The organism is Streptomyces sp. NPDC047108 (assembly GCF_040643575.1).
GTDB lineage: Bacteria > Actinomycetota > Actinomycetes > Streptomycetales > Streptomycetaceae > Streptomyces.
The window spans coordinates 187,208-207,696 of sequence record NZ_JBEYUP010000008.1 but is presented as its reverse complement, the minus strand read 5'-3'; the positions used below and the strand labels follow the sequence as shown (position 1 = coordinate 207,696).

Sequence of the window (20,489 nt, the reverse complement as noted above, 5' to 3'; positions counted from 1 at the left end):
GAAACACAGGCGCGGTGGCCGCGGCTGGCGTAGAACACGTTCAACCGCCGCCACCTGCGGCCGGGGAGCGATGCACGCGAACAGTGGGGGGCACTGGCGATGAGCGACAAGGGCGGGGAAAGCAGCGGCAGACGGAGAACCAGGCGGGTGCTGTGGGGGGCGCTGATTCTGCTCTGCGCCGGCGTCCTGATGGCGGGCGGCACCGGGTGGTGGGCCCTCGAGCACTACACGGGCAAGGTGAACCGCGTTCCGCACGCCTTCCCCACCGGCGTACCGGCGGATCAGCAACCGGCCCCGAACCAGGGCGGGCAGAACTTCCTGCTCGTCGGGGTCGATTCCCGCTCGGAGCTGCCGACCACCGGGACGAATGCCAAGGCGCCGCCGTGGAAGCCCGGGGCGCAGCGCAGCGACACGATGATGCTGGTGCATCTGCCGTCGAAGGGCTCCACGGCGTACGTGGTCTCCCTGCCGCGGGACACCTGGGTCACCGTGCCCGGCCACGGCAAGGCCAAGCTCAACGCGGCGTTCTCCTGGGGCGGTCCGCCGCTGCTGATCGACAGCGTGCAGCGTCTCACCAAGGTGCGCGTCGACCATCTCGCCGTGATCGACTGGAGCGGGTTCCGGAAGCTGACCGACGCGGTGGGCGGGGTCGATCTCTCCGTGGGCGGCGCCCCTGCGCGGCACATGAACGGCGAACAGGCCCTCGCCTACGTCCGGGAGCGCCACGATCTGCCCCGCGGCGACCTCGACCGCACCCACCGCCAGCAGAACTATCTGCGCGCGGTGCTGTCCAAGGTCCTCTCCGGCGACAACGCCTCGCATCCGCTGCGCACCAAGCGCCTGCTGGACCGGCTGACCGAGACCGTCAGCGTGGACGACCGGCTCTCCGACGACGGGCTTCGGGATCTGCTCTGGGACGCGCGGAGCCTGCGCGCCTCCCGCATGACCTTCATGAACGCCCCGGTCGCGCGTACCGGCATGATCCAGGGTCAGTCGGTCGTCCTGCTCGACGGGCGGAAGGCCGCGGCGCTGTGGAAGGCGCTGCGCGAGGGGACGATGGACGACTACGTCGCCGAGCACTCCGTCGACCGGCTCAGGCCCGTCGTGCAGTAGCCACGCCCCGTACGCCCTGCCGTACGCCCCGTACGCCCCGTACGCCGTGATGCAACGGCCCCCGCGGCCCGGTGCGGGCCGCGGGGGCTGTGAGGGTGGTGGCGTGAAGAAGCGCCAGGAGTGACGTCAGTCCGCGGGCTGCTCGGTGCGGTCACCGCCCCAGAGCGTGTGGTAGCTGCCCTCGCGGTCGGTGCGCCGGTAGGTGTGGGCGCCGAAGTAGTCGCGCTGCCCCTGGGTGAGGGCGGCGGGCAGGCGCTCGGCCCGCAGCGCGTCGTAGTACGCGAGCGCGGCGGAGAAGCCGGGGGTGGGGATGCCGCGGACGGCGGCGGTGGAGACGACGGCCCGCCACGCCTCCTGGGCGTTGCCGATCTCCTCGGCGAACTCCTTGTCGGCGAGTAGGGTGGGCAGGTTCGGCTCGGCAGCGAAGGCGGCGCGGATGCGGTCGAGGAAGGCGGCCCGGATGATGCAGCCGCCGCGCCAGATGCCGGCCACGGCACCGAGGTCGATGTCCCAGCCGTACTCCTGGCCCGCCGCGCTGATCATGTTCCAGCCCTGCGCGTACGAGACGACCTTGGACGCGTAGAGCGCCTGCTCGACGTGGGCGGCGAAGGCGTCGCCACCCTGCTCGCCCAGCGTGCCGCCGGACGGCCCGGGCAGCGTACGGGCGGCCTCGCGCAGTTCCGCGTGGCCGGACACCGAGCGGGCGAAGACGGCCTCGGCGATACCGGAGACGGGGACGCCGAGGTCGAGAGCGGTCTGGACGGTCCAGCGGCCGGTGCCCTTCTGCTCGGCCCGGTCCTGGACGACGTCCACGAACGGCTTGCCGGTCTCGGCATCGGTGTGGGCCAGGACCTCGGCGGTGATCTCGATGAGGTAGGAGTCGAGGCGTCCGTTGTTCCAGGAACGGAAGGTCTCGGCGATCTGCGCGGGCTCGTATCCGGCGACGTGCCGCAGCAGGTCGTACGCCTCGGCGATGAGCTGCATGTCGGCGTACTCGATGCCGTTGTGGACCATCTTCACGAAGTGGCCGGCGCCGTCCGCACCGATGTGGGTGCAGCAGGGGGTGCCGTCCTTGGCCTTCGCGGAGATGTCCTCCAGCAGGGGGCCGAGCGCGGCGTAGGACTCCTTCGAGCCGCCGGGCATGATGCTCGGACCGTGCAACGCACCTTCCTCACCACCGGAGATGCCGGTGCCGACGAAGTGGATGCCGCGCTCGCGCAGCGACGCCTCGCGGCGGCGGGTGTCCTCGAAGTGCGCGTTCCCGCCGTCGATGATCATGTCGCCGGCTTCGAGCAGGGGCGCGAACTCCTCGATGACCGCGTCCGTGGGACCGCCCGCCTTCACCATGATGACCAGGCGCCGTGGCCTCTCCAGCGAGGCCACGAAGTCCTCGGCGGTCTCCGCCGGCACGAAGGTGCCCTCGTGGCCGAACTCCTCAACCAGGCTGCGTGTCCGGGAAGGAGTGCGGTTGTGGACGGCCACGACGTGACCGTGGCGCGCGAAGTTCCGGGCCAGATTGCGACCCATCACGGCCAGGCCGGTGACGCCGATGTGTGCCGACGCTGTGGACATGTCTCAACTCCGTAGATGAATGGCGCCGATGCGAGCAGCGGCTGTTCGAACTCTTGATACGCGAGTATGGTGCGCGGCGCTCAGCGGGCCGCGACGCCCCCTGGCGATGTGCGACGCCCGTTCACCACCACTCGTCGCGCTCCTCGGAGGCGACCACGTGCACCGCGGCCTCCTCGGCGGACGCGGCGGCGCCGTCGATGCCGATGTCCTGCGCGACGAGATCCTTCTCCTCGTCGGAGTGGGCCCCCTCGTCCGGGGCCACGAGCCGGCCGGCCCGCTCCTCCCCGACCTCCTGGTCCAGCGGCTCGCCCTCGCCGTCCGGCAGGTCCCCGACGCCGTCGCCGTCGGGCGCGCTCAGGTCCGGCGTCTCCCGGGACAGACGGCCTTCCAGGCTCTCCCCGTCGTGCTGCTCCCCGGCCGTCGTGCCGCAGGTCTCGACGGCCCACGGCCGTTCGGGAGGGGAGTAACCCTCCTCGTAGACCTCGGGCACGCCTCGTGTGTCGAGGGTGTCCTCGGGCTCCAGGAGACTCACGTCGTCCTGCTGCTCCGAGCCGTCCGGCTGGTAGACCTCATCACCCATCATGCTGTCGCTCATCGTCGGCCTCGCTGACTTTGCCGCCTTCCGGATGGGTGCTCGCGTTCCCTTTCCAGCATGGCTCAGTCCGGTGCGTGGGGCCAAGGCGGGGCGATCCGGCGGCCGAGGCCGTACGCCGCTCCCGTCCGCACCCTGCCGGATCAGCCCTCAGCGCTCCGCGTCCGACGAGCAGGTGGAGTCGGTGGCCGCCTGGACGAGGTTCCTCTCCAGACGTTCGAGGGTGTGCAGGGCGGCTGTGCGCTCGTCGTCCGTGAGACCGGCCGTCGAGATCTCTTCGAGTTGGCTCCAGACCTGCTCGACCTGACGACGCAGGGCATGGCTCGCTGCCGTGGGCTCGATGAGTGACGCGCGCTTGTCGGTGGGGGAAGGCCGACGGCGGACGAAGCCGGACTGCTCCAGGCGTCGGACGGTACGGGTCATGGTGGCCGCGTCGGAGTCCATCAGCCGTACCAGGTCGATCTGCCGCTGGGGACCCAGTTCCCACAGGTGCATCATGACCAGCTCCTGGCCCGGGTGCAGGCCGATGCGGCGCAGCAACTGGCCGGCGAACATGCGGTGCAGACGGGCCAGGCGGAAGATCGCGTGACTGACAGGCCCGCCGCCGGCCGCCGCCGGCACGGGCACGGTGGCTTGCTGCCCCGTCACCACGGGCTCGTCCCCGGTGCCTGGCGTGGGCGGTGCCATCACTTCCTCCCCTTGACCGCTCGGCTCCCATTTACTGCTTGGTCAAGGTAACCCTACCGCCTGCTGGCAGCCAGATGGGCCTCTCCGATATCTCCTCGGATGAACCCAGCTCAGAGCCCATTCCCTCCACCGTTCCCCGTCCTGTGTCGCGCTTCACACATGAGCCTCGGGAACAGATCCGGGTTAGTTACCTGTTCGGACAAGTGATTTACTTGTTCAGACAGGCATCTGCTTGTCGGTCCGGGCGCCCCGTCGTGCCCGTGCCGTGCAGCACCACCCACCCCGAGGGAGCTCACCATGACCACCGCGACCTCCGCGTTCGATCCGATCGACCTGGGCGGCAGGCGCCTGGCCAGCCGCATCGTGATGGCGCCGATGACCCGCAGCCGTGCCTACGGGACCGGCGCCGAGCCGACCGAGCTGATGGCGACGTACTACGCGCAGCGCGCCGCGGCCGGGCTCATCGTCACCGAGGGCATCCAGCCGTCGCCGATCGGCCAGGGCTACCCCGACACCCCCGGCCTGCACACCGCCGCCCAGGTGCGGGCGTGGCGGAAGGTGACCGACGCCGTGCACGACGAGGGCGGCGTGATCTTCGCGCAGCTCATGCACACCGGGCGGATCGGCCACCCGAGCCTGCTGCCCGACGGTCTGGCGCCGGTGGCGCCCTCGGCCGTGACCGCCGCTGGCCGGGTCCACACCCACGACGGGCCCCAGGAGTTCGTGACGCCGAAGGAGCTGAGCGAGACGGAGATCCGGCAGACCGTCGCCGACTTCGCGGATGCGGCGCGCAACGCGATCGAGGCCGGATTCGACGGCGTGGAGCTCCACGGCGCCAACGGCTATCTGATCCACCAGTTCCTCTCCGACCACACCAACCGGCGCACCGACGCCTGGGGTGGTGGCATCGAGGGCCGGATCCGCTTCGCGGTCGAGGTCGTCACCGCCGTGGCGGACGCGATCGGCGCAGAGCGCGTCGGCCTGCGGATCTCACCCGGAAACGCGTACAACGACATGTCCGAGTCCGATCCCGGCGAGGTCTACGAGGCGCTCCTGGCGCGGCTCGCCGGATGGGACCTGGCCTATCTGCACCTGATGGAGGGCCCCGACGCCGAGCTGACCCCGCGGCTGCGCAAGGCGTGGCCCGGCACGTTCGTCCTCAACCCCTTCACCTACCCGGACACCACCGGCCCGGGCGCGCTGAAGCTGGTCGAGGACGGGAGCGCGGACATGGTGGCGTACGGAGCGCTGTTCCTGGCCAACCCCGACCTGCCGCGCCGCCTCGCCGCCGGCGGCCCGTTCAACACACCGGACCGGTCCACCTTCTACGGCGGTGACCACCGCGGCTACACCGACTACCCCGCCCTTCCCGGCCCCACCGGCTGACGCCCCGGTCTGTCGCCGACAAGACCTCTACCTGGGAGTTCCTGATGTCCACAGCGATCACCTTCTCCGAGTACGGCACGCCCGACGTGCTGCAACCGTCGGAGGTCAGCCCTCCGGAGCCCGGTCCCGGCCAGGTGCGCATCCGCGTGCGGGCCGCCTCCGTGAATCCCCTCGACCTGAAGATCCGGTCCGGGCTGATGGCCGGCACCATCCCGGCCCGCTTCCCCGTGACCCCCGGCCTGGACGCGGCCGGTGTCGTCGACGCCGTCGGCGAAGGAGCCGGCGCGTCCGTCGGCGATGCGGTGCTCGGTGCGACCACCGGCGGCAGCTACGGCGAGTACGCCCTGCTCGACCGGCCGGTGTCCAAGCCCGACGCCCTGCCCTGGGACGTCGCCTCCTCACTCGTCACGGTCGGTCTGACCGCCGCCCGGGTCCTGGCGGAACTGGATGTCCGGGCCGGGCAGACCCTGCTCGTCCACGGCGCCGCGGGCAGCGTGGGCATCATCGCGGCCCAGCTCGCCGTCGCCCGGGGCGTCACCGTCGTCGGAACGGTCGGCGAACACGACATCGAGCGTCTCACCACACTCGGAGCCTTGGCAGTCAGCTACGGCGACGGCTGGGTGGAGCGGGTAAGGGCCGCTGCGCCGCAGGGAGTCGACTCGGTCTTCGACGCCTCGGGCGCCGGCGTGCTCGCCGACTCCGTCGCCCTGACCGGCGACAGCGAACTCGTCGTCACCATCGCCGACATGGCCGCCGCGCGGCACGGTGTCCGTTTCAGCGCGGGCGGCGGCGATCGCTCCGGAGAGTCCCTGGCGGAGCTGGTCGGCCTGGCCGCCACCGGAGGACTCACCGTCCCGGTGTGGCGCACCTACCCCCTCGCGGAAGCCGCGAGGGCGCACGCCGACCTCGAAGCCCACCGCAACCGGGGCAAGGCCGTCCTGCTGCCCTGAGATCCGGTGCCGCCGCCCCGTCGAGGCGGGGCGGCGGCCCGCCCACCGGACCCCGCACGACCGAGGGCAGGAGAACAGACTCACGACGCGAGAGGAAGCAGCAGCATCTGCCGCCGTCGCCGGGCGAGAGGGCAGCCCCTCACCGCCTACGCAGGTGTGCAGCCGCAGCTTCGGCGCAGGACCAGCGAGGCGCGTGCCGGAGGCTGGGGGGAGACGCCGTTGAGGAGGAGGTCGACGGCCTGCTGAGCCATGGTGCGCAGGGGTTGTTCGGTGGCGGTGAGGGCGGGGGCGGTGTAGGCGGCGTCGGGGGTGCCGTCGAGGCTGATCAGGGCGAGTCGTTCGGGAACGGGGAGTCCGGAGGCTCGGGCTCCGGCGAGGACTCCGATGGCTTGTTCGTCGGTGGCGGCGATGAGCGCGGAGGGCATGGCGTCCTCGCTGATCAGACGCCTGGTCATGGCCGCTGCGTCGGCGCGCGCGTACTCGCAGCGCAGGAGGGGGGCGTCGGCGCCGGCGAGGGCCGTTTCCCAGGCGGCGCGGCGTCGGCCGACCGGGCCGGCGTCGTGCGGTCCGGCGAGGAAGCCGATGCGGGTGTGCCCGTGGCTGCGCAGGTGGGCGACAGCCTGCTGGACGGCGGCGTCGTTGTCGGCGTCCACGTCCACGACCTGCCCGTTCTCGGGCCGGTGGTGGACGTATACGACGGGGGCGCCGGCTCGCTCGGCCTGGGCGGCGACGTCGACGCCGCCGTCCGCGGAGACGATGATGAGCCCGTCGGCCTGGGCGGCGAGGAACTTGTCGGCGAGATGCTTCTGCCGGTCCGGGGAGTACCCGGCGTTGCCGATCAGCGTGAGCTTTCCGTGCTGGTCCAGCGCCTGCTCGATGTGCCGGGCCAGTGCTCCGAAGTAGGGGTTGGAGGCGTTGGTCAGGATCAGGCCGACCACGCCTGTGGTGCGGGAGCGCAGGGCCCGGGCGATGCGGTTGGGGCGGTAGTCCAGCTCGGCCGCGGCTGCTAGGACCCGCTCGCGGGTCCTGGCAGCGACCGGTCGGGGTCCGTTGTTCATCACATAGCTGACCACCGCCGTCGAGGTCCCGGCCGCGCGGGCCACGTCCGTCAGCGTGGGCGCCTTGTCTGCTCGCTTCGTCATAACCCTTGCATCCTCTCATCTAAACGATTAGACAGGAAGGGTGAACGGATTCTCCCCAGGCCGGGTGATGGCCTTCGGCTCGGTGAACATCGACCGGATTCTGCGCTGCCCCGTCCTCCCCTCCCCGGGCGAGACGGTGCTGGTGACCTCCCTGACGGAGGGCTTCGGCGGCAAGGGCGCCAATCAGGCCGTGGCCGCCGCCACCGTGGGAGCACCTACGCACTTGGTGGCCAAGGTCGGTGGTGACGCCGCCGGGCTCAGGGCACTCGCCAACCTGCGCGGCGCCTCGGTCGACGTCGACACGGTGATCACCGACGTGTCCGCGCCGACCGGTCAGGCGCTGGTCATGGTGGACCCGGACGGCGAGAACAGCATCGCTGTGATCAGCGGCGCCAACGCCCTGCTGTCGCCCCAGGACGTCACCGATGCCCTGACGGTTCTTCACCCACGGGCCGCGGATGTGATCCTCACCAGTGGCGAGGTCCCCCAGCCCTGCTTCCTGGCGGTCGCCGACCGTCTTCCGCCGGGCACACGGTGGGTGCACAACGCGGCCCCGGCCGGGATTCCGCCCGTATGGCCGGAGCATCACCGGCCGCTGCTCGTGGTCAACGAGGTCGAGGCCCGGCAGCTCACCGGAGCCGCCGACGCCCGGGACGCCGCCCGAACCCTGGCGCAGGCGGCCTCGGGTGCAGTGGTCACGCTCGGCGGTGACGGGGCGCTGGTCGCCGAGGAGGGACGGTGTGAGCACATCCCCGCCCCTGCCGTGACCGTCGTCGACACCACCGGCGCCGGAGACGTCTTCTGCGGCGTGCTCGCGGCAGAACTCACCCGGGGCCGCTCCCTCGCCCGCGCGGCAGCCACCGCCACAGCCGCGGGCGCATTCGCGGTCACCGCACTCGGAGCCCGAGGCGGCCTGCCCCGCCCGCGCGACCTCGTCCGCCTCCAGGCCCGCTGACCGCCACGGATTCGCACCCTCATCTCGCACGACTCGCACGACTCGCACGACTCGCACGAACGGAGCACGGCCATGCCTGCCCTTCCCTTGATCATCGACACCGATACCGGATCCGACGACGCGGTCGCGCTGCTGCTCGCCGCCGCCAGCGGGCTGGGTGACATCCGGGCGGTGACCACCGTGGCGGGCAACGTGCCCGTGGAGACCGGCACCCGCAATGCGCTGATCTTCCTGGAGACCGCGGGCCGCACCGGCATACCCGTCCACCCCGGCTGTGCCCGGCCGATGACGCGGACGCTTTCCGGCGCGCAGCACGTGCACGGCGAGGACGGCATGGGTGACATCGGCCTGCCCGACCCGGTCACCGCCTGCCAGGACACCCACGCGGTCGAGGTGCTGCTGTCGCTCCCCCGCGCTCGCCCGGGGGAGCTGACCCTGGTCACGCTCGCGCCGCTCACCAACATCGCCGCCGCCCTGCTGCGGGACCCCGAGCTGTTCACCAGCTACCGGCACGTGTACTGCATGGCCGGCGCCGCCGACTTGCGCGGCAACATCTCACCGACCGCCGAGTTCAACGTCTGGGCCGATCCCGAGGCCGCCCGGATCGTCGCCCGGGCCGCCACACCGGAGAAGGTCACGTGGATCGGCTGGGACGTCTCCCGCAAGGACGCCGTCATGACCGATGCCGACCAGCGGCGCCTGGAGCAACTCGGCACCCCGATGGCGACGTTCGCGCACCGCATCAACCGCACCGTGGCGGACTGGGCCCGCGACGTCACCGGACTGGCGGGCTACGACCTGCCCGACCCCGTCGCCATGGCCGTGGCGCTCAAGCCCGACCTGGTCACCGAACAGGAACAGGCCCACGTCGACATCTCCGTCACCGACGACACACGCGGCCAGATGATCATCGACCGGCGCGTGTCCGCTCCTTCCCCCAACATCACCCTGGTCCGCCGCGTCGACGAAACCGGCTTCAAGAAGCTCCTCTTCGACACCGTCGCCGCACCCGTTCCGGCCGGCCCGCCACGCGCCGACTCCGCTCCTTCCGCCCGGTGAACCGGACCGACGTCATCGGCACCCTCACCGGGCGGACCCCGCGCTCCTCCTCGCACCCCCAACCGCCGACGGGGAACACGGCACACCCGGACCAACTACCCACTGATCCCGACGCATTCGCCTAGGTGCCCAGTACTTCCCCGAGGTCGTAGCGGACCGGTTCCTCGAGCTGCGCGTAGGTGCACGACTCCGGTTCGCGGTCGGGGCGCCAGCGGCGGAACTGGGCGGTGTGCCGGAAGCGGTCCCCCTGCATGTGGTCGTATGCCACTTCCAGGACGCGCTCGGGCCGCAGCGGCACCCAGGACAGGTCCTTCGTACCCGTCCAGCGGCTCGGCGCACCGGGCATCCGGCTGTTCGCGTGTGCCTCCTCCTGCGCCCACTCCGCCCAGGGGTGGCCCTCCAGGGTGGGCATGCGCAGCGGCTCCAGTTCGGTCATGAGTTCCTCGCGGCGGCGCATCGAGAAGGCGGCGCAGACCCCGACGTGCTGGAGGCGGCCGTCGGTGTCGTTGAGACCGAGGAGGAGGGAGCCGACCACCGGGCCGGACTTGTGGAGCCTGAGGCCCGCCACGACGCAGTCGGCCGTCCGTTCGTGCTTGACCTTGACCATGACGCGCTCGTCGGGGCGGTAGCCCAGCTCGGGCCGCTTGGCGACGACGCCGTCCAGTCCCGCGCCCTCGTACTGCTGGAACCAGCGCTGGGCCACCTCGTGGTCGTCGGTGACGGGCGCGGTGAACACCGGGTCCGCGGCGTCGCGCAGGGCGCGGGTCAGCCCGTCCCGCCGCTCGCGGAACGGGGCGTCCATCAGGGAGGTGTCGCCGAGCGCGAGCAGGTCGAAGGCGACGAAGCTCGCGGGGGTGGTCTCGGCGAGCATCCGTACGCGGGAGTCGGCTGGGTGGATGCGCTCCAGGAGCGGGTCGAACTCGAGACGGCCTCCGCTGATGATGACGATCTCGCCGTCGAGCACACAGCGCGGCGGCAGGTTCTCGCGGAACGCGGTGACCAGCTCGGGGAAGTAGCGGGTGAGCGGCTTGCCGGTGCGGCTGCCGATCTCCACCTCGTCGCCGTCGCGGAAGACGATGGCGCGGAAGCCGTCCCACTTGGCTTCGTAGTGCATGCCGGTCGGGATCTTCGCCGCGGACTTGGCCAGCATCGGCTTGACCGGAGGCATCACCGGAAGGTCCATGCCTCCTCATTGTGGTCGGGGCGGCGGTCGCGCGCCTGCCGGAACGGCCGTACCCCCCGGAAAATCGGCCTCACGGCCGGGTGCGGAGGGCCGCGGACCGGCCTAGCGTGGCCGTATGCGAGAGACGGTTGAGCTCACGGTGGGCGAGCGCGCGGTGCGGCTGTCCAACCCGAACAAGGTGTACTTCCCGGAGCGGGGATTCACCAAGCTCGACCTCGCGCGCTACTACATGGCGGTCGGCGACGGCATTCTGCGCGCGCTGCGCGACCGGCCGACGACCATGGAGCGCTACCCGGACGGCGTAGAAGGCGAATCGTTCTTCCAGAAGCGCGCCCCGAAGAACCTCCCCGAGTGGATCCCCACGGGACGCATCGCCTTCCCCAGCGGGCGGTACGCGGACGAGATCTGCCCCACCGAACCCGCGGCCGTCGTGTGGGCGGCGAACCTCGGCTGCCTGACCTTCCACCCCTGGCCTGTACGGCGCGAGGACACCGAGCACCCCGACGAGCTGCGCATCGACCTCGACCCGCAGCCGGGCACGGACTACGGCGATGCGCTGCGGGCCGCCGAGGAGCTGCGCGACGTCCTCGACGGGCTGGGGCTGCGCGGCTGGCCGAAGACCTCCGGCGGCCGCGGTCTGCACGTCTTCGTCCCCATCGAGCCCGCCTGGACCTTCACCCAGGTACGGCGGTCCGCCATCGCCATCGCGCGGGAACTGGAGCGGCGTGCCCCCGAGCGGATCACGACCTCCTGGTGGAAGGAGGAGCGCGGCGAGAAGATCTTCGTCGACTACAACCAGACCGCCCGGGACCGGACGATCGCCAGCGCGTACTCGGTACGCCCCAAGCCCAACGCCACGGTGTCGGCGCCGCTGCTCTGGGACGAGCTGCCGGACTCACGACCCGAGGACTTCGACCTGGCGACGATGCCGGTGCGCTACGCCGAAGTCGGCGATGTGCACGCCGACATGGAGGAGCACGCGTTCCGTCTCGACGAGGCGCTGGAGCTGGCCAACCGGGACGAGCGGGAGCACGGTCTCGGCGACCTCCCCTACCCGCCGGAGCACCCGAAGATGAAGGGCGAGCCCAAGCGCGTACAGCCCAGCCGCGCCAAGCACTGAGCGGCGCGGCCGGGCCGGACGGTGTACGAGGGGGCGTCCCGCCTCCTCGTACACCGGGACATCAGAGGGGCGTCAGAACTGGGGTTTTCTGGCCACGCACAGCGCCCAGATGACGAACGCGTCCAGGGCCATCAGCACGATCGCCCAGAACGGGTAGTACGGGATCGACAGGAAGTTGACGATCAGCGCCAGCCCTGCCAGCGCCACACCGCCGATACGGGCCCAGAGCGCGCCGGTGAAGAGGCCGAAGCCGACGAGGACGGCCAGTGCACCGATGACCAGGTGGATCCAGCCCCACCCCGTCACGTCGAACTCGAACGCGTAGTTCTGCGTGGTGACGAAGATGTCGTCCTCGGCGATGCCCATGATGCCCCGGAAGACGCTGAGCAGGCCTGTCAGGATCAGCATGACGGCGGCGAACACCACCAGTCCGGTGGCCAGCCCCTCGCGCTGAGTTCCGTGCTGGGGAGGGCCGGGGGCGGCGGTACGGCCTTCGGTCATTCCGCTCATGGTGCTACCTCGATTCCTGATGGGACCGAGAGGGTCCGGGAGAGGGGGTCAGCTCAGGATCCGTTCCTTGGCGCGGGCGTACTCCTCCTCCGAGATGTCGCCCTTGGCCTTGAGGTCGGAGAGTTTCGCGAGCTCCTCGGCCGTGCTCGTGCCACGTCCGGAGGCCTCCTTCACGTACTGGTCGAAGGCCTTGCGCTGTTCCTGGGCGTGCTGCGCCTCGCGGATGCCCATCTCCTGGCCCCGCGCGACGACGTACACCAGCACACCGAGGAAGGGCACGATGAGCACGAACAGCAGCCAGGCGGTCTTGCCCCAGCCGTTCATGTCCCGGTCGCGGAAGATGTCGACGATGACCCGGAACAGCACGGTGAGCCACAGCACCCACAGGAAGAACCACATCACGGTCCAGAAGACACCCAGGACCGGATAGTCGTAGGCAAGGTTCACGAAGCCGTCCATGTCTCCTCCTGCCACTCGTGTCCGATCACAGCGTCTGCCTACCGGGGCCCGGGGTCCTCACCCTTCGCGGGTGAAGTCGCCCGGCGGGGCGGAAGGCCGGTGGTGCCGGGGTTCCCCGGGTCCGAGTTGAGGGCCCGGGGAGGCGGCCATACCGTGGAGACATGGGCGAAAGACGTGGTCCGCGCTCCACGGGGGTGCGGATTCCGTCGGAGAAGATCACGGTTCCCGGGACGACTCCCACCCTGATCACCCGGGAACGGCTGCATGCCGCCCTCGACGCGGCGGCGGCCCAGCCCGTCACCCTGGTCTGCGCACCCGCCGGATACGGCAAGACCATGCTGCTCTCCGCATGGGTTTCCACCACCGGCTCCCCCGTGGCCTGGGTGCGCGTCGACAGCGACGACAACGACCCCCGCCACCTCTGGCACGCCGTACGGTCGGCGCTGCTGGCGACCGGGGCCGTACCGGAACAGGCGCTGGCCGCACTGGCCGTGCCGCCCGGCGACATCGCGGCACCCGCGGCGCAGGCGCGCGTCGTCCTCGTCCTCGACGGGCTCGAGGCCCTGAACGACCCGCTCGCCCTGCACGGCCTGGAACTGCTGATCCGCCACCAGCCAGCGTGGCTGCGGCTGGTCCTCGCCTCCCGCCGCGACCCTCCGCTCCAGCTCTACCGCCTCCGGCTCGCCTGCCTGCTGCACGAGATACGCGAGGAGGAGCTGCGCTTCACGGAAGGAGAGGCGGCCGAGTTGCTGCGGGGATACGGGCTGGAGCCCGCGCCGCGCGATCTGACACGGATCATGCAGCTCACCGAGGGCTGGCCGGCCGGACTCCGGCTCGCCGCCGTCTCGATGCGGCTGGCGCCCGACCCGAGCGCCTTCGTCGCCGGGTTCAGCGGCGACGAGCGCAGCGTGGCGGACTACCTGGCGGGCGAGATCCTCTCCCGGAGCCCGCCCGCGGAGCGGGAGTTCCTGCTCCTGACGAGCGTCTGCGAACGGCTCTCCCCCGACCTCGCCCGGGTCCTGACCGGGCGGGACGACGCGGCCGCGGCGCTCGACCGGCTCTACCGGGGCAACGTCCTCATCGGCCGCACCGGCCCCGGCGGCGCCTGGCACCGCTGCCACCCGCTGCTGCGCGGCCATCTGTACGCGGAGCTGCGGCGCCGCCACCCCCGTACGGTCCCCGGGCTGCACCGCACCGCCGCCGACTGGTACGAGGCCCATGACCTGCCCGTCGACGCCGTACGGCAGGCACTCGCCGCGTCCGACCTCGCGCGCGCCTCGACGCTCATGGAGCGGCACGGCACCGGGCTGGTGATGTCCGGCCGCGGCGGGACCGTACGGCGGCTGCTCGGGGAACTGCCCGAGGCCGCGATGGCCGCCGAGCCCGGCCTGCTGCTGGCCGCTGCGCTCGCGGACCTGGACGCGGGCGACGTCGTCAGCGGCAGCCGCCATCTCGCTCTGCACGCGCGGACGGACCCGCACCCCACCGATCCCCAGGTGCGGGCGCTGCGCCAGATCGCGCGGCTCAAGCGGGCGCGGATGGACGGCAGTCTGTCGGAGGCGCTGCACATCGCCGAGCGGATTCCCCTGGCCGTACTGGAGGGTGACGACCTGTCAGCGCTGGCGATGGCGGACCGCGGCATGGTCCACGTCGAGCTGGGGCATCTGGGGCAGGGCAAGGCCGACCTGGAGTCGGCGCTCACCATCGCCGTACGGCGCGGCCTGGACCACCTGACCGCGCAGTGCATGAGCTGTCTCGCCGCGGTGGCTGCCGCGGAGTGCAGCTTCGCGCGCGCCGCGCACCTCGGCGAGGAGGCCGCGGCCTTCGCGCTGGCCCGCGGCTGGGAGCGGACGGCGCTGTGCGCTCCGGCCTACGAGGCCGCCGCCTGGGCCGAGTTGCAGCAGGCGGACTCCGCCCTCGCCGAGCGCTACTCGCGGCTGGCCCGGCAGTCCGTCCGTGGACAGGCCGATCCCAGCATGGAGTTCGGCGCCCGTATGGTCGGGGCGGTCACCGCCTACGAGCGCGGCGAGCGGCACCAGGGGCTGCTCGATCTCCGCCGCGCCTGGGCGGGGTGCGCGGACCGGCCGCTCATGCCGGAGCTGGTCGCCTTCGGCGCGGTGGCGGAGGTCGAGATGGCGCTGGCCTCCGGACGCCACCCGTGGGCGGTGGAGGCGCTGGAGCGCGCCCGCGTCCGGCTGGACGACAGCGCGGAGACCACCGTCCTGGAAGCCGCCGTGCTCGCGGCCCGGGGGCAGGGCGAGGCGGCACGGTCGGCTCTGCGAGCGGCCCTGGACGGATCGGCGGAACCGGTCGTCGTCAGCACGCTCATCGAGGCCTGGCTGCTGGAGGCGCGGCTGTGCGCGACGTACGGCGAGGAGCCCCGCGCCGCGCACGCGCTGCGGGAGGCGGTGGCGCTCGCCGGACCCCGCCAGGCCCTGCGGCCCTTCCGTGTCTCGGCGCCCGGCCTGCGCAAGCTGCTCGTCCGCTCGCTGCCGGGCGCAGGACCGCTCGAACCGTTCGCGGCGGAGGTCCTGCGGATCATGCCCACCGGCGGGGAGACCACCGCGGCCGTGTCCCTGACGCCGCGGGAGACGGCCCTGCTGCAGCAGCTCCCCTCGCTCCACACGCTGGAGGAGATCGCGGCGGACCTGTTCGTCTCCGTCAACACCCTGAAGACCCATCTGCGCAGCATCTACCGGAAGTTGCAGGTGGGCAGCCGCCGCGACGCGGTCGCGGCGGCGCGCGAACAGGGCCTGCTGTGACGGCCGTACGGCTGCTGTGACGGCGCGGCCGTCAGAGAGACCGGGCCGGTGTTGCCCGGTCTCTCTGCCGCCCCGTCAGGCGGCCAGCGGTGGCGGTGTCGTCGGTGCGCCGACCGCGGTCCGCTCGGCCCGGTTGAGCATGGCGTCGAGCGTGATCGCTGCGTCGATCAGCCCCAGGTGCGTGAACGCCTGCGGGAAGTTGCCCAGTTGCTCGCCCGTGATGGCGACCTCCTCGGAGAACATCCCGAGGTGGTTCGCGTAGGTGAGCATCTTCTCGAAGGCCAGCCGTGCCTGATCGAGCCGGCCCGCACGGGCGAGCGCGTCGACGTAGTAGAACGTGCAGAGGGAGAACGTCCCTTCGGCGCCGCGCAGACCGTCGGGCGAGGCCGACGGGTTGTAGCGGTAGACCAGGCTGTCGGAGACCAGCTCCTCGTCCATGGCCGAGAGCGTGGAGACCCACATCGGGTCGTGCGGGGCGAGGAAGCCGACGGTGGACATCCGCAGCAGCGAGGAGTCCAGCACGTCGCTGCCGTAGTGCTGCACGAACGCCTGCCGTTCGGGGTTCCAGCCCCGCTCCATGATCTGCTGGTAGATCAGATCGCGTTCGGTGGTCCAGCGTTGCAGGGACGCGGGGCGGCCGCGCTCGGTGGACAGCCGCACCGCCCGGTCGAAGGCCACCCACGACATCAGCCGGCCGTACGTGAAGTCCTGCCGCCCGCCGCGGGTCTCCCAGATCCCCTCGTCGGCCTGGTCCCAGTGCTCGGCGAGCCAGTTGATGATGGTGCTGAGCGAGGTCCATGCCTTGTGGTCGAGCTGGATGCCGCGCTGGTCGGCGAAGTAGATACTGTCCAGCGCCTCGCCGTAGATGTCGAGCTGGAGCTGGTCGGAGGCTGCGTTGCCGATCCGTACGGGGCGCGAGCCGCGGTAGCCCTCCCAGTGGTCGAGCACGTCCTCGGTCAGATCCGAGGAGCCGTCGACCCGGTACATGATGCTCAGCGGGCCCTCCTTGCCCCCGGCCTGCTCCGAGACCCGGTCGCGCAGCCAGCCGATGAACGCCCCGGCCTCCTCGGTGAAGCCCAGCTTGAGCAGGGCGTAGACGGAGAAGGAGGCGTCACGGATCCAGGTGTACCGGTAGTCCCAGTTCCGCTCGCCGCCGAGCTGCTCCGGCAGCCCCGCCGTCGGCGCGGCCACCAGCGCTCCGCTCGGGGCGTACGTCATCAGCTTCAGCGTGATCGCCGACCGCTCCACCGCCTCGCGCCAGCGGCCGATGTACTGCGAACGGCGCAGCCAGCTCCGCCAGTAGTGGACGGTGTCGTCGAAGAGCTTCTGGAACTCCGCGGTACCGATCTCGCGGGGCGGCCCGTCCGCGAAGGACTCCAGCACCAGCCCGCGCTGCTGCCCGGCCTTGAGGGGGAGCCAGGCCTGGATGCCGCCGCCCCCCTCGGTCTCGACCCGGTTGATGCGTGCGGGGCGGGAGTCCTCGGGCTCCCGCACGGTGTGGACGGTCAGCTCCATGCCGTCGCCGGAGAAGACCGCGCCACGCTCGAAGGCATGGATCTGGTGCGGCTTGCGCCCGTAGTCGAACCGCGGGATCAGCTCCACGGCGAACTCCATCTCGCCCCGTACGCAGCGCAGCATGCGGACGATCCGGTGGTTGCGGGTCGCCGTGCGCTCCGTGGAGACGGGCATGAAGTCGACGACCTCACCTGCGCCGTCCTCGGTCATGAAGCGGGTGATGAGGATGGCGGTGTTGGGGTGGTAGAGCTGCTTGACGGAGTACGTGTCCTGGACGGGGCGTACGCGGAAGTGGCCGCCGTTCTTCGCGTCGAGCAGCGAGCCGAAGACGCTGGGCGAGTCGAAGCGGGGGCAGCAGTACCAGTCGATGGTCCCGTCCGTGGAGACCAGGGCGGCCGTCTGCAGGTCCCCGATCAGTCCGTGGTCGGCGATCAGCGGGTAGTCGTCCATGCGCTTACCGTCGCCACGCGGGGGCGGGCACGGCTTCACCCGGGAGGGGTGAGATCGGGCGGACGGCCCGGTGCCGCCGTTCGCCCTTCGTGAGGGTCCCGGACCGGACTCCCCGCCTCCCTGCGCGGCAAAATGTGATCTATTGGGTAATTTGCCACTGAGCATGCTGGATGTCCGGTTCTCGATGAGGAGGTTCCGGGATGGGCGACGCAGGGTCCGCACTGTGGTTGTCGGAGGCGTTCGCGGCCATGGCGGAGGCCCTGCACGGGCAGCCCTCACGCGACCAGGTCCTGCAGGAGATCACCGAGCTGGCCGCGACGACCGCGGACGGCGCCCAGTACGCCGGTATCACCCTGCTGCGGCGCGGCAAGCCGCTGGAGAGCCCCGCGTACACCCATCCGCTGGTGCAGGCCGTGGACCTCGCCCAGGCCGAGGCCGGTGAGGGCCCCTGCCTGCAGGAGAGCGGCGACGCCGACGGGGCCGTGGTCAGGATCGAGGACATGTCCGGAGAGGGGCGCTGGCCCCGGTTCGCGCGCGAGGCGGCGCGTCTGGGCGTCGGCTCGATGCTGAGCTGCCGCCTGACGCAGGAGCGGGACGTGTCGGGCCGCCTCAACCTGCTCTCCGGCGAGCCGGGCGCCTTCGGCGTGGAGACCGCCAAGACCGTGGCCGTGCTGGCCACCCACGCGGCGATCGCCCTCTCCGCCGCGACCGCCATCGAGAACCTCTCCAACGCCGTCGCCAGCCGCCAGGTCATCGGGGAGGCGACCGGCATCCTCATGGAGCGCCACCGGGTGCCCTCACGCGAAGCCTTCGGCATGCTGGTGCGAGCGTCCCAGAGCCTCAACGTCAAGCTGCGCGAGATCGCCCTGCACGTCGTCTCGACGGGACAGAACCCGGCGGAGCTGGGCCCTGCGGACTTCGCGGGCGCGGCCCGGTCGTAGGAGGTACGCGATGGAGCCGGTGGCAGCCCTCGACCGGATCGCGTTCCTCCTCGAACGCTCCGGTGCACCCACCTACCGCGTCCGCGCCTTCCGCACGGCTTCGGGTGTCGTGGCGGACCTGCCGGCCGAGGAGGTGGAACGGCGCGCCAGGACCGGCGCGCTGGAGTCCCTCAAGGGCGTGGGCCCGAAGACCGCCAAGGTCGTCGTCGAGGCCCTGAGGGGCGAGGTGCCGGACTATCTGGCGAAGCTGGAGGCGGAGAGCGAGCGGGAGCGGGAGCCGCCGGAACCGGGCGCGGCCGCGATGCGTTCGGCACTCCGCGGTGACTGCCATGTGCACTCGGACTGGTCGGACGGCGGCAGCCCGATCGACGTGATGGCGCGGACCGCCGCCGAGCTGGGCCACGACTGGACGGTGCTCACCGACCACTCCCCCCGGCTGACGGTCGCCCGCGGCCTGTCGGCGGACCGGCTGCGCGAGCAACTCGACGTGGTCGCCGCGCTGAACGAGGAGCTGGCCCCGTTCCGGCTGCTCACGGGCATCGAGGTGGACATCCTCGCCGACGGCTCGCTGGACCAGGAGCCGGAACTCCTCGACCGGCTCGACCTGGTGGTCGCCTCAGTGCACTCCAAACTCCGCATGGAACGCCCGTACATGACGCGGCGTATGGTCGCCGCCGTGCGCAATCCGCTCGTCGACGTCCTGGGGCACTGCACGGGACGGCTCCGCAGCAGCCGGCCGGAGTCGCAGTTCGACGCGGACGCGGTGTTCGCCGCCTGCGCCGAGTCGGGGACGGCGGTGGAGATCAACTCCCGCCCCGAGCGCCTGGATCCGCCCCGCAGGCTCCTGCGGGAGGCCGTGGACGCCGGGGTGTTCTTCGCGATCGACAGCGACGCCCATGCTCCGGGGCAGCTCGACTGGCAGATGAACGGCTGTGCCCGGGCGGCCGAATGCGGCGTCCCGGCCGAACGGGTCATCAACACCTGGCCGGAACAAGGGCTGTTGACGTGGACGCGCACACGCGAGGCCCCGTCCGACGCATGACCGGAACGACGTCCCGCACGTGACCGCGTCGACGTCCCGCGCGTGACCGGACGGACGTTGCGCTCATGGTCGACGCCCAGCGCAGGACCGCGTCGACGTCTCCGCGCACGACCGGGCCGACGGCCGCCCTCAGCACCTCGGCCGCGTTTCGGCGATTCGTACACTTGCCGGTCGTTATCACCATGTCGGGCGAATCCCTGAGGTACGGCCATGTTCCGCACCTGCGCGGACAGCAGATGTGATCAGCTTGGTAAGGCATCGCAGACACGCTGGTGAGGTGCTGCGGCGTCCCGCACGACTCCTGTCCCGGCCGGAGGAGACGACCCGCGGTCACGGCGAGGGCCCTCCCGCTGCATCACGGGACTGCTCCAGGCGCACCCCCCTGCTGCCCGCTCCTGGCCGGGACAGGAGCTGTCACCCCGTCAGAACCGCCGCGCACGACGGTGACCGGGCCTCACCGGCCCGGCGGCAGTTCGAGAAGTCTGCCGAACTCGCCTTCGCAGGCGAGGCGTTCGAGTTGGTCGAGCGCGTCCCGTGCCTGCTCCGCGGCCACCGGGTCACGCTCGGGGAGGCCGCTCTCCAGGAACTCGTCCTCGTCCAGGCGCAGCACGGTCGCGCCGTCCGCCGACACCCACAGGTCGAGATACAGATCCGCGGCGACGAGCGTGTCCCGGTGCGGGTCCCGCTCGACGCGGGCGGGGCGGGTGACATCGCAGTACCACCCCTTGAGCCCGCCGTCCGCGCTCCGCACCTCCTTGACCGAGTACCAGCGGTCGCGCCAGTAGTGCTCGGTGAAGACGTCGCCGTGCGTGAACCGTACGAATCCGAAGTCCCGCTCGGTGGCGCCGGCCCAGGGCGCGCGGACGACCGCGTGCGTACCGTCGTCGCCGGTCACGATCGCCGGATAGGACACGTCACGGGGATGCTTGACCAGCCGGACGGTCACCTCGCTGCCCGGGCGCAGACGGTCGCCGGAGGGGCGTTCAGGATGCTGCATGCCCACAGCCTGGTGCACGGCGCGGGGCGGCAGCCACGCAATTGTTCCCCCGTG

General features: G+C 71.6%; 18 protein-coding genes. 9 read left to right on the top strand and 9 right to left on the bottom strand.

What is annotated here, in order from left to right; translation table 11 throughout:
* Window positions 1-99 precede the first annotated feature (99 nt).
* Complete coding sequence (locus tag ABZ822_RS18810; RefSeq protein ID WP_360854745.1) at window positions 100-1,113, top strand: LCP family protein; 1,014 nt, start codon at window positions 100-102, stop codon at window positions 1,111-1,113.
* 126 nt (window positions 1,114-1,239) lie between these two features.
* On the opposite strand, the gene gndA is transcribed toward ABZ822_RS18810, so the two are convergent.
* The 3 genes from gndA to ABZ822_RS18795 all read right to left on the bottom strand — a co-directional run bounded on the left by gndA (window position 1,240) and on the right by ABZ822_RS18795 (window position 3,964).
* Window positions 1,240-2,685, bottom strand: a complete 1,446-nt coding sequence (gndA, locus tag ABZ822_RS18805; protein WP_360854742.1) for an NADP-dependent phosphogluconate dehydrogenase — start codon at window positions 2,683-2,685, stop codon at window positions 1,240-1,242.
* Between the two features lie 121 nt (window positions 2,686-2,806).
* Window positions 2,807-3,280, bottom strand: coding sequence for a DUF5709 domain-containing protein (locus ABZ822_RS18800; RefSeq protein WP_360854739.1), 474 nt, complete (start codon window positions 3,278-3,280; stop codon window positions 2,807-2,809).
* A 147-nt stretch (window positions 3,281-3,427) separates the two neighbouring features.
* Window positions 3,428-3,964 carry a MarR family transcriptional regulator gene (locus tag ABZ822_RS18795; protein ID WP_360854736.1) on the bottom strand — a complete coding sequence of 179 codons (537 nt, stop codon included), beginning with the start codon at window positions 3,962-3,964 and terminating at the stop codon, window positions 3,428-3,430.
* Window positions 3,965-4,261: 297 nt separating this feature from the next.
* On the opposite strand from ABZ822_RS18795, the gene ABZ822_RS18790 reads away from it, so the two are divergent.
* Both ABZ822_RS18790 and ABZ822_RS18785 read left to right on the top strand, forming a co-directional pair.
* Complete coding sequence (locus ABZ822_RS18790) at window positions 4,262-5,350, top strand: alkene reductase (protein WP_360854733.1); 1,089 nt, start codon at window positions 4,262-4,264, stop codon at window positions 5,348-5,350.
* A 44-nt stretch (window positions 5,351-5,394) separates the two neighbouring features.
* Window positions 5,395-6,300: an NADP-dependent oxidoreductase gene (locus ABZ822_RS18785; RefSeq protein WP_360854730.1), complete on the top strand. Its 906-nt coding sequence runs from the start codon at window positions 5,395-5,397 to the stop codon at window positions 6,298-6,300.
* Window positions 6,301-6,446: 146 nt separating this feature from the next.
* Here the strand turns inward: ABZ822_RS18785 and ABZ822_RS18780 are convergent, their stop codons facing one another.
* Window positions 6,447-7,442 (bottom strand): LacI family DNA-binding transcriptional regulator, encoded by a 996-nt coding sequence (locus ABZ822_RS18780; RefSeq protein ID WP_360854727.1) that lies wholly within the window; start codon window positions 7,440-7,442, stop codon window positions 6,447-6,449.
* Between the two features lie 40 nt (window positions 7,443-7,482).
* On the opposite strand from ABZ822_RS18780, the gene ABZ822_RS18775 reads away from it, so the two are divergent.
* Both ABZ822_RS18775 and ABZ822_RS18770 read left to right on the top strand, forming a co-directional pair.
* Window positions 7,483-8,397 carry a ribokinase gene (locus ABZ822_RS18775; RefSeq protein ID WP_360854724.1) on the top strand — a complete coding sequence of 305 codons (915 nt, stop codon included), beginning with the start codon at window positions 7,483-7,485 and terminating at the stop codon, window positions 8,395-8,397.
* A 72-nt stretch (window positions 8,398-8,469) separates the two neighbouring features.
* Window positions 8,470-9,456 (top strand): nucleoside hydrolase, encoded by a 987-nt coding sequence (locus ABZ822_RS18770; RefSeq protein WP_360854721.1) that lies wholly within the window; start codon window positions 8,470-8,472, stop codon window positions 9,454-9,456.
* Between the two features lie 121 nt (window positions 9,457-9,577).
* Here the strand turns inward: ABZ822_RS18770 and ABZ822_RS18765 are convergent, their stop codons facing one another.
* Entirely contained in the window at window positions 9,578-10,639 is a 1,062-nt protein-coding gene (locus tag ABZ822_RS18765; RefSeq protein WP_360854718.1) for an ATP-dependent DNA ligase, read from the bottom strand.
* 115 nt (window positions 10,640-10,754) lie between these two features.
* On the opposite strand from ABZ822_RS18765, the gene ligD reads away from it, so the two are divergent.
* Window positions 10,755-11,759 (top strand): non-homologous end-joining DNA ligase, encoded by a 1,005-nt coding sequence (gene ligD / locus ABZ822_RS18760; RefSeq protein ID WP_360854715.1) that lies wholly within the window; start codon window positions 10,755-10,757, stop codon window positions 11,757-11,759.
* A gap of 72 nt (window positions 11,760-11,831) precedes the next feature.
* On the opposite strand, the gene ABZ822_RS18755 is transcribed toward ligD, so the two are convergent.
* A complete protein-coding gene (locus tag ABZ822_RS18755; protein WP_360855097.1) occupies window positions 11,832-12,260 on the bottom strand; it encodes a hypothetical protein in 429 nt (142 codons plus the stop codon).
* Window positions 12,261-12,317: 57 nt separating this feature from the next.
* Complete coding sequence (locus tag ABZ822_RS18750; protein ID WP_360854712.1) at window positions 12,318-12,728, bottom strand: SHOCT domain-containing protein; 411 nt, start codon at window positions 12,726-12,728, stop codon at window positions 12,318-12,320.
* Window positions 12,729-12,889: 161 nt separating this feature from the next.
* On the opposite strand from ABZ822_RS18750, the gene ABZ822_RS18745 reads away from it, so the two are divergent.
* Window positions 12,890-15,490, top strand: a complete 2,601-nt coding sequence (locus tag ABZ822_RS18745; RefSeq protein ID WP_360854709.1) for a LuxR C-terminal-related transcriptional regulator — start codon at window positions 12,890-12,892, stop codon at window positions 15,488-15,490.
* Window positions 15,491-15,565: 75 nt separating this feature from the next.
* On the opposite strand, the gene ABZ822_RS18740 is transcribed toward ABZ822_RS18745, so the two are convergent.
* A complete protein-coding gene (locus ABZ822_RS18740) occupies window positions 15,566-17,455 on the bottom strand; it encodes a glycoside hydrolase family 15 protein (protein ID WP_360854706.1) in 1,890 nt (629 codons plus the stop codon).
* 200 nt (window positions 17,456-17,655) lie between these two features.
* On the opposite strand from ABZ822_RS18740, the gene ABZ822_RS18735 reads away from it, so the two are divergent.
* Window positions 17,656-18,396 carry an ANTAR domain-containing protein gene (locus ABZ822_RS18735; protein ID WP_360854703.1) on the top strand — a complete coding sequence of 247 codons (741 nt, stop codon included), beginning with the start codon at window positions 17,656-17,658 and terminating at the stop codon, window positions 18,394-18,396.
* A 10-nt stretch (window positions 18,397-18,406) separates the two neighbouring features.
* A complete protein-coding gene (locus ABZ822_RS18730; RefSeq protein WP_360854700.1) occupies window positions 18,407-19,438 on the top strand; it encodes a PHP domain-containing protein in 1,032 nt (343 codons plus the stop codon).
* Between the two features lie 454 nt (window positions 19,439-19,892).
* Here ABZ822_RS18730 and ABZ822_RS18725 read toward each other — a convergent pair whose 3' ends face one another.
* Complete coding sequence (locus tag ABZ822_RS18725) at window positions 19,893-20,435, bottom strand: DUF402 domain-containing protein (protein ID WP_360854697.1); 543 nt, start codon at window positions 20,433-20,435, stop codon at window positions 19,893-19,895.
* Between the last annotated feature and the right edge of the window lie 54 nt (window positions 20,436-20,489).

Bases quoted from the DNA above. Each gene is read 5' to 3' on its own strand.
- gndA (WP_360854742.1), bottom strand. From the start codon at position 2,685: ATGTCCACAGCGTCGGCACACATCGGCGTCACCGGCCTGGCCGTGATG.
- ABZ822_RS18725 (WP_360854697.1), bottom strand. From the start codon at position 20,435: ATGCAGCATCCTGAACGCCCCTCCGGCGACCGTCTGCGCCCGGGCAGC.
- ABZ822_RS18765 (WP_360854718.1), bottom strand. From the start codon at position 10,639: ATGGACCTTCCGGTGATGCCTCCGGTCAAGCCGATGCTGGCCAAGTCC.
- ABZ822_RS18810 (WP_360854745.1), top strand. From the start codon at position 100: ATGAGCGACAAGGGCGGGGAAAGCAGCGGCAGACGGAGAACCAGGCGG.
- ABZ822_RS18745 (WP_360854709.1), top strand. From the start codon at position 12,890: ATGGGCGAAAGACGTGGTCCGCGCTCCACGGGGGTGCGGATTCCGTCG.
- ABZ822_RS18780 (WP_360854727.1), bottom strand. From the start codon at position 7,442: ATGACGAAGCGAGCAGACAAGGCGCCCACGCTGACGGACGTGGCCCGC.
- ABZ822_RS18735 (WP_360854703.1), top strand. From the start codon at position 17,656: ATGGGCGACGCAGGGTCCGCACTGTGGTTGTCGGAGGCGTTCGCGGCC.
- ABZ822_RS18800 (WP_360854739.1), bottom strand. From the start codon at position 3,280: ATGAGCGACAGCATGATGGGTGATGAGGTCTACCAGCCGGACGGCTCG.
- ABZ822_RS18755 (WP_360855097.1), bottom strand. From the start codon at position 12,260: ATGACCGAAGGCCGTACCGCCGCCCCCGGCCCTCCCCAGCACGGAACT.
- ABZ822_RS18770 (WP_360854721.1), top strand. From the start codon at position 8,470: ATGCCTGCCCTTCCCTTGATCATCGACACCGATACCGGATCCGACGAC.
- ABZ822_RS18785 (WP_360854730.1), top strand. From the start codon at position 5,395: ATGTCCACAGCGATCACCTTCTCCGAGTACGGCACGCCCGACGTGCTG.
- ABZ822_RS18790 (WP_360854733.1), top strand. From the start codon at position 4,262: ATGACCACCGCGACCTCCGCGTTCGATCCGATCGACCTGGGCGGCAGG.
- ABZ822_RS18740 (WP_360854706.1), bottom strand. From the start codon at position 17,455: ATGGACGACTACCCGCTGATCGCCGACCACGGACTGATCGGGGACCTG.
- ABZ822_RS18795 (WP_360854736.1), bottom strand. From the start codon at position 3,964: ATGGCACCGCCCACGCCAGGCACCGGGGACGAGCCCGTGGTGACGGGG.
- ABZ822_RS18730 (WP_360854700.1), top strand. From the start codon at position 18,407: ATGGAGCCGGTGGCAGCCCTCGACCGGATCGCGTTCCTCCTCGAACGC.
- ABZ822_RS18750 (WP_360854712.1), bottom strand. From the start codon at position 12,728: ATGGACGGCTTCGTGAACCTTGCCTACGACTATCCGGTCCTGGGTGTC.
- ligD (WP_360854715.1), top strand. From the start codon at position 10,755: ATGCGAGAGACGGTTGAGCTCACGGTGGGCGAGCGCGCGGTGCGGCTG.